This window comes from Antrihabitans stalagmiti (assembly GCF_016482825.1).
GTDB lineage: Bacteria > Actinomycetota > Actinomycetes > Mycobacteriales > Mycobacteriaceae > Antrihabitans > Antrihabitans stalagmiti.
Genome location: NZ_JAEMNV010000002.1, coordinates 600,082 through 614,890 on the forward strand (window position 1 = coordinate 600,082; position 14,809 = coordinate 614,890).

Annotated in this window: 12 protein-coding genes; all 12 read left to right on the top strand. The window is 63.5% G+C overall.

The features are described from left to right. Positions 1-120 precede the first annotated feature (120 nt). The 12 genes from JGU71_RS07100 to nuoN are packed head-to-tail and all read left to right on the top strand — an operon-like array spanning position 121 to position 14,776. The gene (locus tag JGU71_RS07100) at positions 121-852 is read left to right on the top strand and encodes an NADH-quinone oxidoreductase subunit C (RefSeq protein ID WP_199703624.1); all 732 of its coding nucleotides are present in this window, start codon (positions 121-123) and stop codon (positions 850-852) included. Then, positions 852-2,165, top strand: a complete 1,314-nt coding sequence (gene nuoD, locus JGU71_RS07105) for an NADH dehydrogenase (quinone) subunit D (protein WP_199703314.1) — start codon at positions 852-854, stop codon at positions 2,163-2,165. Before JGU71_RS07100 ends, nuoD begins: the two co-directional genes overlap by 1 nt. Then, complete coding sequence (gene nuoE / locus JGU71_RS07110; protein ID WP_199703315.1) at positions 2,162-3,046, top strand: NADH-quinone oxidoreductase subunit NuoE; 885 nt, start codon at positions 2,162-2,164, stop codon at positions 3,044-3,046. The genes nuoD and nuoE overlap by 4 nt, the downstream gene beginning before the upstream one ends. Before the next feature lies 1 nt (position 3,047). Further along, positions 3,048-4,346: an NADH-quinone oxidoreductase subunit NuoF gene (nuoF, locus tag JGU71_RS07115; protein WP_199703316.1), complete on the top strand. Its 1,299-nt coding sequence runs from the start codon at positions 3,048-3,050 to the stop codon at positions 4,344-4,346. After that, a complete protein-coding gene (locus JGU71_RS07120) occupies positions 4,343-6,778 on the top strand; it encodes an NADH-quinone oxidoreductase subunit G (RefSeq protein WP_199703317.1) in 2,436 nt (811 codons plus the stop codon). The genes nuoF and JGU71_RS07120 overlap by 4 nt, the downstream gene beginning before the upstream one ends. Next, the gene (nuoH, locus tag JGU71_RS07125) at positions 6,775-8,091 is read left to right on the top strand and encodes an NADH-quinone oxidoreductase subunit NuoH (protein WP_199703318.1); all 1,317 of its coding nucleotides are present in this window, start codon (positions 6,775-6,777) and stop codon (positions 8,089-8,091) included. Before JGU71_RS07120 ends, nuoH begins: the two co-directional genes overlap by 4 nt. Beyond that, positions 8,084-8,605, top strand: coding sequence for an NADH-quinone oxidoreductase subunit NuoI (nuoI, locus tag JGU71_RS07130; protein ID WP_199703319.1), 522 nt, complete (start codon positions 8,084-8,086; stop codon positions 8,603-8,605). The genes nuoH and nuoI overlap by 8 nt, the downstream gene beginning before the upstream one ends. After that, positions 8,602-9,408, top strand: a complete 807-nt coding sequence (locus JGU71_RS07135) for an NADH-quinone oxidoreductase subunit J (protein ID WP_199703320.1) — start codon at positions 8,602-8,604, stop codon at positions 9,406-9,408. Before nuoI ends, JGU71_RS07135 begins: the two co-directional genes overlap by 4 nt. Next, on the top strand, positions 9,405-9,704 hold the full coding sequence (nuoK, locus tag JGU71_RS07140) for an NADH-quinone oxidoreductase subunit NuoK (RefSeq protein ID WP_199703321.1): 300 nt from the start codon (positions 9,405-9,407) through the stop codon (positions 9,702-9,704). Before JGU71_RS07135 ends, nuoK begins: the two co-directional genes overlap by 4 nt. A gap of 28 nt (positions 9,705-9,732) precedes the next feature. Beyond that, positions 9,733-11,613: an NADH-quinone oxidoreductase subunit L gene (gene nuoL / locus JGU71_RS07145; protein ID WP_199703322.1), complete on the top strand. Its 1,881-nt coding sequence runs from the start codon at positions 9,733-9,735 to the stop codon at positions 11,611-11,613. A gap of 2 nt (positions 11,614-11,615) precedes the next feature. Next, positions 11,616-13,184 carry an NADH-quinone oxidoreductase subunit M gene (locus JGU71_RS07150; RefSeq protein ID WP_199703625.1) on the top strand — a complete coding sequence of 523 codons (1,569 nt, stop codon included), beginning with the start codon at positions 11,616-11,618 and terminating at the stop codon, positions 13,182-13,184. Then, on the top strand, positions 13,181-14,776 hold the full coding sequence (gene nuoN, locus JGU71_RS07155; protein ID WP_199703323.1) for an NADH-quinone oxidoreductase subunit NuoN: 1,596 nt from the start codon (positions 13,181-13,183) through the stop codon (positions 14,774-14,776). The genes JGU71_RS07150 and nuoN overlap by 4 nt, the downstream gene beginning before the upstream one ends. Positions 14,777-14,809 lie beyond the last annotated feature (33 nt).

Genomic DNA, 14,809 nt, shown 5'->3' on the forward strand with positions numbered 1-14,809 from the left:
GCGTGAGCTGGACTGACGAACGAGGGAGCGAAGCGAGTGAGTGAGGAGGGAAGCTCACGCGACAAGGCCCAATCGGCGCCGGCGAGCGAAGCGAGCCAATCCAACACAGGAGCGAAGCGAGTGAGTGAGGAGGGAAGCTCACGCGACGAAGCCCAATCGGCGCCAGCGAGCGGAGCGAGCCAGACAACACAGCGCGGAGCGAGCCAATCTCACACCGGCATGTTTGGAGCTATTGGGACCGGCGATACGTCGGGGTATGGGCGTTTGGTTCGTCCGGTTGTGTTGGCGGCTGGTGCGTCTCGTCCGTTCGGTGGGTATTTCGATGAGGTGGCGGATAGTTTGTCGGCTGCGTTGTCGGATGTGGGTGTGCGGTTCGAGGATGCGGTGGAGTTGGTCGTGGTGTTTCGGGGTGAGTTGACGTTGCATGTGCGGCGGGAGTTTTTGCCGGAGGTGGCGCAGCGGTTGCGGGATGAGCCGGATTTGCGGTTCGAGTTGTGTTTGGGGGTGAGTGGGGTGCATTACCCGGCGGATGTGGGTCGTGAGTTGCATGCGGTGTATGCGTTGATGTCGATTACGCATAATCGTCGGGTTCGGGTCGAGGTGTCGGTGGCGGATTCGGATCCGCATGTGCCGTCGTTGTTTTCGGTGTATCCGACGGTGGATTGGCACGAGCGTGAGACGTACGACTTCTTTGGAATTGTGTTCGATGGGCATCCGTCGTTGACGCGGATCGAGATGCCTGATGATTGGGTTGGTCATCCGCAGCGGAAGGATTATCCGTTGGGTGGTATTCCGGTGGAGTACAAGGGCGCTCAGATTCCGCCGCCTGATGAGCGGAGGTCGTACCGCTGATGGTTGATTCGAATGTGAAGCCTGGTGGCACTGGCAATTACACGGTTACGGGTCAGGATTGGGACGATATCGTCTCGTCGGTCGGTCAGACGGGTGATGAGCGCATTGTCGTGAATATGGGTCCGCAGCATCCGTCGACGCATGGGGTGTTGCGGTTGATCTTGGAGATCGAGGGTGAGACGGTCACCGAGATTCGTTGTGGCATAGGTTATTTGCATACGGGGATCGAGAAGAATCTCGAGTTCCGAAATTGGACGCAGGGTGTCACGTTCGTGACGCGGATGGATTATTTGTCGCCGTTTTTCAACGAGACGGCGTATTGCCTCGGTGTGGAGAAGTTGCTCGACATCACGGATCAGGTTCCGGAGCGGGCCAACGTGATTCGTGTGATGTTGATGGAGTTGAATCGTATTTCGTCGCATCTCGTGGCTCTTGCGACGGGCGGCATGGAGCTCGGTGCGTTGACGGCGATGTTGTTCGGTTTCCGGGAGCGTGAGTTGATTCTCGAGATTTTCGAGAACATCACGGGTCTGCGGATGAATCATGCGTATGTGCGGCCGGGTGGGTTGGTGCAGGATTTGCCGTCGGATGCGGTTGGCAAGATTCGGGATCTGTTGGAGTTGATGCCGAAGCGGTTGCACGATCTCGAGTTGTTGTTGAACGAGAATCCGATTTGGCGGGCGCGCACTGTCGGGATCGGGTATCTGGATTTGACGGGTTGTATGGCGCTTGGCGTCACGGGTCCGGTGTTGCGGTCGACGGGGTTGCCGCACGACCTTCGGAAGACGCAGCCGTATTGCGGGTACGAGAATTACGAATTCGACGTGGTGACCGATGCCGGAAGTGATTGTTACGGGCGGTATTTGATCCGGGTCAAGGAAATGGGCGAGTCGCTGAAGATCGTCGAGCAGTGCTTGGACCGGCTGCAGCCGGGGCCGGTGATGATCGAGGACAAGAAGTTTGCGTGGCCCGCCGATCTCACTATCGGTGACGACGGCCAGGGCAACTCGAAGGAGCATGTCCGCTCGATCATGAACTCGTCGATGGAGGGCTTGATTCACCATTTCAAGTTGGTGACGGAGGGTTTCCGGGTGCCTGCGGGGCAGGTGTACGTGGCTGTGGAGTCGCCGCGTGGCGAGCTCGGTGTCCATATGGTGAGCGATGGCAGTACTCGTCCGTTTCGGGTGCACTACCGCGATCCGTCGTTTACCAATCTGCAGGCTGTTGCCGCGATGTGTGAGGGCGGCATGGTCGCCGATGTTATTGCGGCAGTTGCGAGTATCGATCCTGTGATGGGCGGTGTCGACCGATGACAACCTTCGAAGCTGGCCCATCCGAACCTGTCTTCATTCAGTTCGGGCCGCGTCCGAGCGAGAAGGGGCAGTTGGTCCGGCCGGGTGCGCGGGCCGACTATCCGGCCGACGTGCTTGATCGCCTGTCCGCGGATGCCGCGACAGTTGTTGCGCGCTATCCGAATTCGCGTTCGGCGCTGCTGTCGCTGTTGCATCTTGTGCAGGCGGAGGATGGTTACATCTCCCCTGCGGGTATCGATTTCTGCAGTGCGTTGCTCGGTCTCACGGGCGCCGAGGTGACGGCGGTCGCGACGTTCTATTCGATGTACCGCCGCGCGGCGACTGGCGATTATCACGTCGGGGTGTGCACGAATACGTTGTGCGCCATCATGGGTGGCGATGCGATCCTCGCTGCACTGGAAGAGCATCTCGGTGTCGAGCACGGCGGGACCACCCCGGACGGGAAGGTCACGCTCGAACACATCGAATGCAACGCGGCGTGCGATTTCGCTCCGGTTGTGATGGTGAATTGGGAGTTCTTCGACAATCAGACGCCCGAGTCGGCGCGGACCCTCGTGGATTCGTTGCGTTCCGGCGAGCAGGTCACACCGACTCGCGGTGCGCCGTTGTGTACGTTCCGCGAGACCGCCCGCATCCTCGCAGGCTTCCCGGACGAACGGCCGGGTGCACTTGCAGCCGGCGGCAGTGGCGGTGAACCGACAACGGTCGGTCTTCGTGTCGCGCGTGAGTTGGGTATGGCTGCACCACCTTCGAGTGCGTCGGCGAACTCGAGCGCCACTCACCCGGACGCCGAGACCCTCGCCAAGGATTCGGCGCGGGAGATGCCCGCACCTGCGCCCTCGGCGACGGTGCCACCGAAGTCGTCGAAGGGAGGTGAGTGACATGCCGCTTACTCCGGTGTTGAGTCGCTACTGGGACGATCCGGAGTCGTGGACGCTCGATACCTATCGGCGTCATGACGGCTACGACGCGCTTGCCACGGCGCTGCAGATGGCACCGGACGAGGTCATTTCGACCGTCAAGGACGCAGGGCTGCGTGGCCGCGGCGGTGCCGGCTTCCCGACGGGTATGAAGTGGTCGTTCATCCCACAGGGCGACGGCAAACCGCACTATCTGGTTGTGAACGCCGACGAGTCGGAACCTGGTACGTGCAAAGACATTCCGCTGATGCTCGCCACTCCGCACGCTCTCGTCGAGGGTGTCATCATCGCCGCGTACGCAATTCGATCCAGCCATGCGTTCATCTACCTCCGCGGCGAGGTCGTTCCCGTGCTTCGGCGTCTGCAGGCGGCCGTCGCAGAGGCGTACGCGGCCGGCTACTTGGGGAAGAACATCCTCGGCAGCGGCTACGACTTGGAACTGATCGTGCACGCAGGAGCGGGCGCCTACATCTGCGGCGAAGAGACGGCGCTGCTCGATTCGCTGGAAGGTCGTCGCGGGCAGCCGCGACTGCGCCCGCCGTTTCCCGCGGTTGCCGGGCTGTACGCCTGCCCGACCGTCGTCAACAACGTCGAATCCATTGCAAGCGTGCCGCCGATCATCCGCAACGGCGTCGAATGGTTCCGTTCGATGGGCAGCGAGAAGTCGCCTGGCTTCACGCTGTATTCGTTGTCCGGCCACGTGACCAAACCCGGTCAGTACGAAGCGCCGCTCGGCATCACACTTCGTGAGCTGCTGGAGTACGCCGGTGGTGTGCGCGCGGGTCACAAGCTGAAGTTCTGGACTCCGGGCGGTTCGTCGACGCCGATGTTCACCGACGCGCACCTCGATGTACCGCTCGACTACGAGGGCGTCGGCGCTGCAGGTTCGATGCTCGGCACCAAGGCGTTGCAGATTTTCGACGAGACCACCTGTGTGGTGCGCGCGGTGCTGCGCTGGACCGAGTTCTACGCGCACGAATCCTGCGGCAAGTGCACGCCGTGCCGTGAGGGCACGTACTGGCTCGTGCAGATCCTGCGGAGGCTGGAGCAAGGCGGAGGGAACGAGACGGACGTGGAGAAGCTACTCGACATCTCGGACAGCATCTTCGGCAAGTCGTTCTGCGCTCTCGGCGACGGCGCAGCGAGTCCGATCCTGTCCTCTATCAAGTACTTTCGCGACGAATACCTCGCGCATTTCGAACGCGACGGTTGTCCGTTCGACCCGCAGCTCGCGACGCTGTTCGCAGGAGTGCCGGCATGACGGATCAGGTCGAAGGGACACGCGTCGCGCAGGAGGCGCTGCTCACCCTCACCATCGACGGCGTCGAGGTGAGCGTGCCGAAGGGGACGCTCGTCATCCGCGCGGCGGAGTTGATCGGCATCCAGATTCCCCGCTTCTGCGACCACCCTCTGCTCGAGCCGGTCGGTGCCTGCCGACAGTGCCTCGTCGATGTGGAAGGCCAGCGCAAGCCGCTCGCATCCTGTACGACGACCGTCACAGAGGGGATGGTCGTCCATAGTCAGTACACGTCTCCCGTTGCAGAGAAGGCACAGCGGGGCGTGATGGAGCTGCTGCTCATCAACCATCCGCTCGACTGCCCGGTATGCGACAAGGGCGGCGAGTGTCCGTTGCAGAACCAGGCAATGTCCACGGGCAGAGTCGAATCGAGGTTCGGCGAGACGAAACGGACGTTCCCCAAGCCGATTCCGTTGTCGACGGAGGTACTGCTCGACCGCGAACGCTGTGTGCAATGCGCCAGGTGCACGCGCTTCTCGCAGCAGATCGCGGGCGACCCGTTCATCGAATTACTGGAACGCGGCGCAGACCAGCAGGTCGGCATCTACGCTAACGAGCCGTTCGAGTCCTACTTCTCCGGCAATACGGTGCAGATCTGTCCGGTCGGTGCGTTGACGAGTACCGCCTACCGATTCCGTGCTCGCCCTTTCGATCTCGTCTCCAGCCCGAGTGTCTGCGAACACTGTGCGAGTGGATGTGCGCAACGCACCGACCACCGACGTGGCAAAGTTCTCCGGCGAATGGCGGGCGACGACCCTGCGGTCAACGACGAGTGGAACTGCGACAAGGGCCGATGGGCATTCGCCTACGCGACCGAGCGCGACCGCATCACCACGCCACTGGTTCGTGACGCGGACGGCACGCTGCAACCCGCGTCGTGGCCCGAGGCGTTGACAACCGCGGCGCGTGGTTTGATGGCGGCCCACGCCAACGTCGGCGTGCTGGTCGGCGGACGAGCGACCTGGGAAGACGCCTACGCGTATTCCAAGTTCGCCAGGATTGCGTTGGGCACCAACGATATCGACTTCCGCAACCGCGACCATTCGGCCGAAGAGGCCCAGTTCTTGGCGGCACGGGTGGCGGGCCGAGTTATGGGGATGGCAGGCAGTCAGTCGAACGCCCCTACCGTCACCTACGCGGATCTCGAGCAAGCGAAAACCGTCCTCCTCGTCGGATTCGAGCCGGAGGAAGAATCGCCGATCGTCTACCTGCGTCTGCGAAAGGCCGCGCGCGCAAAAGGATTGCAGGTGTACTCGATCGCGCCGTACGCCAGCGACGGATTGACGAAAATGAACGGCACCCTCGTTGCCTGCATTCCCGGATCCGAAGGCGTAGCTATTGCAGAACTTGCCGACGGTGAGATCGGCGAAGCCCTGCGCGAGCCCGGTTCGATCGTCCTGGTCGGCGAGCGTCTCGGCGCGATCGGCGGCGGGTTGTCGGCGGCCCTGAAACTCGCCGAGCAAACAGGCGCACGACTGGCCTGGATTCCTCGTCGAGCAGGCGAACGTGGCGCACTGGAAGCGGGCGCGCTCCCCCATCTCCTGCCCGGCGGGCGACCGATCGACGACGCCGATGCGCGTCACGACGTCGAATCCGTCTGGCACGCAACCATTCCGACAACACAGGGCCGCGACACCGCGGGAATGTTGGCAGCGGCCAAAACACTGGGCGCTCTGGTGATCGGCGGCGTCGAACTCGACGACCTCCCCGATCCACATGCCGCCACCGCGGCCCTCGAAGCCGCAAGCTTCGTGGTGAGCCTCGAACTCCGCCACAGCGCGGTGACCGACCTAGCGGACGTCGTGTTCCCCGTCGCTCCGGTCGTGGAAAAGCCGGGCACGTTCGTCGACTGGGAGGGCCGCGCGCGGCCGTTCGATACCGCGATACGCAACTCCGAAGCCATGCCGGATCAACGAGTGCTGCACGCCCTTGCCGACGAGATGGGCATAGACCTGGCCCTGCCCGATGCGGCCGCCGCGCGGAACGAGATCGCGCAATTGGGCGCGTGGGTCGGCGGCCATCCCGAGGGTCCGGCAGTCGACGCCGGCTCGACCGCGGCTCCCAGTTCCGGACAGGCCGTGCTGGCAACCTGGCGCATGCTCATCGACTCGGGCCGACTCCAGGACGGCGAACCGAACCTCGCCGGGACCGCGCGTACACCCGTCGTTCGGCTGTCGGCGACGACTGCGGCCGAAATCGGTGTCACGGACGGCGAGCTCGTCACGGTCAGCTCGGCACTCGGCGCGATCACGTTGCCGTTGGCCGTCACCGAACTCCCCGACCGTGTCGTGTGGCTTCCGCAGAATTCACCTGGCTCGGCGGTGCACAGAGAGTTGGCAACCGCGGTCGGCAGCCTCGTCGGTATCCGCGCCGCGAGCGAGGAGGCCGCGTCATGACCCTCGGCGCCGGCTACGACCCAACGCTTTTCGGCCACGACCCCTGGTGGCTCGTCGTCGCCAAGGCACTCGCCGTGTTCGTCTTCCTGATGCTGACACCGCTCGTCGCGGTGTATGCAGAACGCAAAGTTGTCGCGTGGATGCAGATGCGTGTCGGGCCCAACCGCGTCGGGCCGTGGGGGATGTTGCAGAGCCTCGCCGACGGCATCAAGATGGCGTTGAAAGAGGGACTGATCCCTGCCGGTGTCGACAAGCCGGTCTACCTGCTTGCGCCCGTAATTGCTGCAGCGCCTGCGTTTATGGCATTCGCGGTCATTCCGTTCGGGCCGGAAGTCTCCGTCTTCGGGCACCGGACCGCACTGCAACTCACCGATCTACCTGTCGCCGTCCTGTACATCCTTGCGGTCACGTCGATCGGCGTCTATGGAATCGTGTTGGCCGGCTGGGCATCCGGCTCGACCTACCCGCTGCTCGGCGGTCTGCGCTCGACCGCGCAGGTGATCTCCTACGAGATCGCGATGGCGTTGTCGTTCGCGGCGGTCTTCCTCTATGCGGGCACGATGGCAACCTCGGGAATCGTTGGCGCCCAGGAAAAGACCTGGTACGTCTTCCTGCTACTGCCGTCGTTTCTGATCTATCTGGTGTCGATGGTCGGCGAAACGAACCGTGCGCCTTTCGATCTGCCCGAAGCCGAGGGCGAACTGGTCGGCGGCTTCCACACCGAGTACTCGTCGTTGAAGTTCGCGATGTTCATGCTGGCCGAGTACGTGAACATGGCGACGGTCTCGGCGTTGGCGACGACCCTGTTCTTCGGTGGTTGGCGGGCACCATGGCCGCTCAGCATCTGGGACGGCGCGAACACCGGTTGGTGGCCGTTCCTGTGGTTCACGATGAAGGTCTGGGGTTTCCTGTTCTTCTTCGTCTGGCTGCGCGGCACGCTCCCCCGCCTGCGCTACGACCAGTTCATGAACCTCGGGTGGAAGGTCCTGATTCCCATCTCCCTCGGCTGGGTGATGGTCGTCGCGACGGTCCGCGCGTTCCGCAACGAAGGCTACGAGTACCAGTCCATCGTCCTCGTCACGGCGGGGATCGTCGTCGCAGCGGTCGTCGCGTACTTCGTATGGAACACGGTGCGCCATCGCGCCGAGGCCAAGCACGAACCACCGGATCGGTCGACAGCGACCAAGCCGTTCGACCCGCTCGCCGGGGGCTTTCCCGTCCCGCCGATGCCAGGACAGACGATGCCGACCTTCACCCGCAGGCCGGTTGCATCGGTCAGCGCACCAACCGACCAGGAGGGTAGCGATGCCTGAATTCCTCGGCCCCGTAGCAGGTTTCGGTGTCACGTTCTCGACGATGTTCAAGAAGCCGAACACCGAGTTCTATCCGGAGGTGAAGACCCCGACCGCTCCTCGCTACCACGGCAGGCATCAACTCAACCGCCATCCGGACGGTCTGGAGAAGTGCATCGGCTGCGAACTCTGCGCCTGGGCCTGCCCTGCCGATGCCATCTATGTCGAAGGGGCCGACAACACCGACACCGAACGGTTCTCGCCGGGCGAGCGCTACGGCAGCGTCTATCAGATCAACTATCTGCGCTGCATCGGCTGCGGTCTGTGCATCGAGGCGTGCCCGACGCGGGCGCTGACCATGACCAACGACTACGAACTCGCCGACGACAACAGGGCCGACCTCATCTACACCAAGGACCGTTTGCTCGCGCCACTCGAACCGGGCATGGAAGAAGCGCCGCACCCGATGGCGGACGGCAAAACCGCGGAGGACTACTACCGCGGCAACGTGGTCGCGGCCGAGGAGAAGCCATGATCACCCCCGACGCCATGCTCGCGGCGGACCAGATCACCCGGACCTCGACGGGCGAAGGGGTGCAGTTCTGGATTCTCGGCACGATCGCCGTGATCGGCGCGCTCGGCGTCGTCGGCGCGAGCAAAGCCGTCTACTCCGCCATTTTTCTCGCGATGACGATGATCATTCTGGCGTTCTTCTACATCGCCCAGGACGCTGCGTTTCTCGGTGTAGTGCAGATCGTCGTCTACACCGGCGCGGTGATGATGCTGTTCCTTTTCGTGCTGATGCTCGTCGGCGTCGACTCGTCCGACTCCCTCGTCGAGACGTTGAAGGGGCAGCGGATCGCGGCGATCGCAGCAGGCCTCGGCTTCGGGATCCTGCTCATCGCAGGCATCGGCAACGCCTCCGTCGGCGGTTACGCCGGACTCGACGCGGCCAACGCTGCGGGCAATGTCGAAGGCCTTGCCGAGCTCATCTTCATCGAATACGTGTGGGCCTTCGAACTGACCGGTGCCCTGCTGATCACCGCGACCATCGGGGCGATGGTGCTTGCACATCGCGAGCGATTCACGGCGCGCAAAGGTCAGCGCACGCTGTCGGAGGAACGGTTTCTGCACGGCGGCCGACCGACCCCGCTGCCGACCCCCGGCGTCTATGCACGCCACAACGCCGTCGACATGCTCGCGACGTTGCCGGACGGTTCCTACGCGCAGCAATCGATCAGTCGCATCCTCGCCCATCACGGTCGGGCAGGTGACGGGACGCTGCTCGACATCCCCGAGCGCCCGGACACTCCGTCAGGCGAGGACGGTACGCGGTGAACCCCGACAACTACCTCTATCTGTCCGCACTGCTCTTCACGATCGGCGGTGCCGGAGTTCTGTTGCGCCGCAACGCCATCGTGGTGTTCATGTGCATCGAGTTGATGCTCAATGCGACGAACCTCGCCTTCGTGACCTTTGCGCGTATGCACGGCAACCTCGACGGGCAGATCTTCGCGTTCTTCACGATGGTCGTGGCCGCGGCCGAAGTGGTTGTCGGACTCGCGATCATCGTCACCATTTTCCGTGCCCGCCGGTCGGCCTCGGTCGACGACGCGAACCTGCTGAAGCATTGACGAAAATGAAACGTAAAGGAGCCGAGCATTGAACACGGTCTGGCTGCTGCCGGTCCTGCCGTTGCTGGGCGCCGTCGTACTGCTGCTGGCCGGTAAGCGCAGCAATGCGTGGGGCCATTTGCTCGGTACCGCAACGGCATTGGCGTCGTTCGTCGTAGCGATCGTGCTGTTCGTCGGTATGGCGGGTCGTGATGCAGCGGACCGGCTCGAGCACCAACACATTTTCAGCTGGGTACCCGCTGGTGGTTTGCAGGTCGACTTCGGTCTGCAACTCGACCAACTGTCGATGTGCTTCGTATTGCTGATCACGGGGGTCGGATCGCTGATCCACATCTACTCGATCGGGTACATGCAGCACGACCCCGAGCGGCGACGGTTCTTCGCCTACCTCAATCTGTTCCTCGCTGCGATGCTGCTGCTGGTGCTCGCGGACAACTTCCTCGGCCTCTACGTCGGGTGGGAGGGCGTCGGTCTCGCGTCGTACCTGCTGATCGGTTTCTGGCAGCACAAGCCCTCGGCAGCGACGGCGGCCAAGAAGGCGTTCGTCGTCAACCGCGTCGGCGACATCGGGTTGGCCGTCGCGATGATGATCATGTTCGCAACCTTCGGGTCCGTCGAATTCGCCGACGTCTTCGGTAGCGCTGAGGGTGCGAGCGAAGGTGTCTTGACGGCAATCGGGTTCATGCTGCTCCTCGCCGCGTGCGGTAAGTCCGCGCAGGTGCCGCTGCAGTCCTGGCTCGGCGACGCGATGGAAGGTCCGACGCCGGTCTCGGCCCTCATCCACGCGGCCACGATGGTCACCGCAGGCGTCTACTTGATCACACGTTCCAATTCGATCTTCGATCTCGCGCCGAATGCGCAACTGGCCGTTGTGATCGTCGGTGCCGTGACCCTGCTGTTCGGCGCCGTCATCGGCTGCGCGAAAGACGACATCAAGAAAGCGCTCGCCGCGTCGACCATGAGCCAGATCGGCTACATGGTGCTCGCCGCAGGCCTCGGTCCCGCGGGCTACGCGTTTGCGATCATGCACCTGCTCACCCACGGCTTCTTCAAAGCCGGCCTGTTCCTCGGTGCCGGTTCGGTGATGCACGGGATGAACGACGAGACCGACATGCGACGCTACGGCGGGCTGCGCACACTGATGCCCATCACGTTCGTCACGTTCGGCCTCGGCTATCTCGCGATCATCGGTCTACCACCGTTCGCAGGCTTCTTCTCGAAGGACAAGATCATCGAAGTCGCTTTCGATGCCGGTGGCGCGAAAGGCATCATCCTCGGTGCCGCGGCGTTGCTCGGCGCCGGACTCACCGCGTTCTACATGACGCGAGTGATGCTGCTGACCTTCTTCGGTAAGCGGCGCTGGCACAAGGACGTTCATCCGCACGAGTCGCCGTCGACGATGACCGCACCGATGATCATTCTTGCGGTCGGGTCGGTCGGTGCCGGTGGTCTGCTCGCCATCGGCTCGTCGCTTGTCCATTGGCTCGAACCCGTCGTCGGGTCGCATCACGTCGAACCGACGATCCCGGTCTGGGTGACGACCGCCATGACCCTTGCAGTCGTCCTCGCCGGAGTCGGCGTCGCCTATCGCGCGTACGCGACGAAGGACGTTCCGACCGTTGCACCCGACGACGTGTCCGCGCTGACGCTGGCTGCGCGACGAGACCTTTACGGCGACGCGCTCAACGAGGCCGCGTTGATGCGGCCGGGCAAGCAAGTGACGAGGTCGCTGGTGTTCCTCGACGGTCGCGGAGTCGACGGTGCCGTCGACGGTCTGGCTGCGATGGTCGGTGGGGCATCCGCGCGATTCAGACAGCTGCAAACCGGATTCGTGCGCTCCTACGCACTGGCCATGTTCGGTGGCGCGGCACTTGTCGTCGCCGCGATGCTCGCGACGAGGGTGTGGTGAGCATGGACAACTTCCCGTGGTTGACAGCGCTGTGGCTGGTGCCGCTCGTCGCCGCAGGCATCGTGATGATCTTGCCGACGCGTTCGCAGCAACCCGCGAAGGCGACGGCGCTGGGAGCCGCACTTGTCGTGCTCGTCCTCGCGATTGCCGTCGCGGTCCAATTCGACAGTGGCGGTGAGCAATACCAGTTCGTCGAGTCGCACGAGTGGATTCCGGCGTTCGGTGCCGGCTACATCCTCGGCCTCGACGGCATCGCGCTCGCGTTGGTGCTTCTGACCGCGGTCCTCGTTCCGTTGCTTCTGATCGCCGGTTGGCACGACGCCGACGACCGCGCTCGACGCGAAACCAACACCTACTTCGCGCTGTTCCTGCTCGTCGAAGCGATGGTGATCGTCTCGTTCGTCGCACTCGACGTGCTGCTGTTCTACGTCTTCTTCGAGGCGATGCTGATCCCGATGTACTTCCTCATCGGTGGGTTCGGCGGTGCGAAGCGGTCGGCGGCGGCGGTGAAGTTCTTGCTGTACAACCTCGTCGGCGGGCTCATCATGCTCGCCGCGGTGATCGGTCTGTATGCCGTCACCGCGCGACAGGGTGACGTGTTCTCGGCGGGCACCTTCGATTTCCGTGCCATCGTCGCAGCGGCCTCGGCCGGTGAGCTCGGCGCAGATCCGGCGCTCCTGAATGCACTGTTCCTCGGGTTTATGTTCGCCTTCGCAGTCAAGGCGCCACTGTGGCCGTTCCACACGTGGCTGCCGAATGCGGCGGTCGAATCCACGCCCGCTACAGCGGTTTTGATGATGGCGATCGTCGACAAGGTCGGCACGTTCGCGATGCTGAGGTACTGCCTGCAGCTGTTCCCGGAGGCGTCGTCCACCTTCGCGCCGTACATCGTCACGCTCGCGGTGATCGGTATCGTCTACGGCGCTGTTCTCGCGATCGGCCAGACCGACGTGATGCGCTTGATCGCGTACACCTCGATTTCGCACTTCGGGTTCATCATTCTCGGCATCTTCGCGATGACAAGCCAGGGCCAGACAGGTTCGACGCTCTACATGGTCAACCACGGCCTCTCGACAGCGGCACTGTTCCTCGTTGCCGGATTCCTGGTCTCGCGCAGGGGAACTCGTGCCATCGCGGCCTACGGTGGCGTCCAGAAGGTCGCTCCCGTGCTCGCTGGAACATTCCTCGTCGCAGGTCTCGCGACGCTGTCGCTGCCCGGCCTTGCCCCGTTCATCAGTGAGTTCCTCGTGCTGATCGGCACCTACACGCGCTACCCCGTCGCGGCCGTGATCGCCACCAGCGCACTGGTTCTCGCCGCGATCTACATTCTGTGGCTGTATCAGCGGGTGATGACCGGACCCGCCGCCGCGGACAACGAGAAGATCCGCGACCTCGTTCCACGCGAATTGGTCGTCGTCACACCGCTTCTCGTCGCATTGATCGTGCTCGGCGTGTACCCCAAGCCCATCTTGGACGTCGTCGATCCGGCTGTCGGCCACATCCTCGTCACCATCGACAAACAAGATCCGGCACCCACCGTGGCTGTCACCGACGGAGGTACGCACAAATGAGTCCCGTCGAGACGGTGCTTGCCAGTTCGGCACTGCCAGCGCCGGATATCGAGTACGGCCGACTGTCGCCGATGCTGATCGTGTTCGGCGTTGCGATCGTCGGAGTTCTCGTCGAGGCGTTCCTGCCGAATCGCGTCCGCTACGGTCTGCATCTCGTGCTCAGTCTCGGTGGCTTGATTGCCGCGTTCGTCGCCGTTGTACTGCTCGCAGGCACTCACGCCGACGCGGTGCTGGGAGCCGTCGCGGTCGACGGTCCGACGCTGTTCCTGCAGGGCACGATTCTGCTTGTATCGGTGCTCGCGATCGTGTTCATGGCCGAACGCAAGGTCGATATTGCCGTCGACGCACACGGCGAACCGAAGTCGGCAGACGCCTTCACCTCTCAGGCTTCGGCGGTGCCCGGCAGTGTCGCGGAGTTGGAGGCAACCAAGGCTGGCGCCACCCTGACCGAAGTCTTCCCGCTCACCATGTTCGCGGTCGGTGGGATGCTCCTGTTCCCCGCGTCGAACGACTTGCTGACGATGTTCGTCGCACTCGAAGTGTTTTCACTGCCGCTGTATCTGCTCTGCGCGTTGGCGCGTCGACGGCGGCTGATGTCGCAAGAAGCGGCGATGAAGTACTTCCTGCTCGGCGCGTTCTCGTCGGCGTTCTTCCTCTACGGCGTCGCGCTGCTCTACGGCTACGCAGGGACCGTCCGGCTGTCGGGTATCGCAGACGCCATTGCTGCGGACGAGGGCAGTCGCGGTCTGGTGCTGATCGGCACCGCATTGGTCGCCGTCGGGCTGCTGTTCAAAGTCGGTGCCGTGCCGTTCCATTCGTGGATCCCCGACGTGTATCAGGGTGCCCCGACGCCGGTGACGGCATTTATGGCAGCAGCGACGAAGATCGCGGCGTTCGGTGCGCTGCTGCGAATCTTCTACGTCGCGTTGCCGGATCTGCACGACGACTGGCGACCGATGCTGTGGGGCGTCGCCATCCTCACAATGGCGTTCGGCGCGATTCTGGCCGTGACACAAACCGACGTGAAGCGGATGCTCGCGTACTCGTCCGTCGCGCACACCGGCTTCATCCTCACCGGGCTGGTCGCGCTGAACAAAACCGGACTCGCGTCGTCGATGTTCTATCTGCTCGCGTACGGGTTCAGCACGGTCGGCGCGTTCGCGGTGGTCAGCCTCGTTCGCGACAACCTCCCCGACTCCGTCGAAGCGACCGACATGTCGCGGTGGGCAGGACTCGGTAGGCGCTCACCGCTGCTTGGCATCACCTTCGCGATGTTCCTGCTCGCCTTTGCGGGCATCCCGTTGACGAGTGGGTTCGTCAGCAAGTTCGCGGTGTTCTCTGCCGCTGCCGAAGGTGGCGCGGCGCCGCTCGTCATCGTCGGCGTCATCTGCAGCGCGATCGCCGCATTCTTCTACGTCCGTGTGATCGTGCTGATGTTCTTCTCCGAACCGCCGAGCGATCCACCGACCATCGTCGTACCGAGCGTCCTGACGACCGCCGTCATCGGAGTGAGCGCAATCGTCACCGTTGTGCTCGGAATTGTGCCGCAGCCGGTCCTCGACCTCGCGGATCGGGCGGCGGAATTCCTGTAGGGCGCTTCGCGCCTCGTGAGTCCTTTTGGTGGT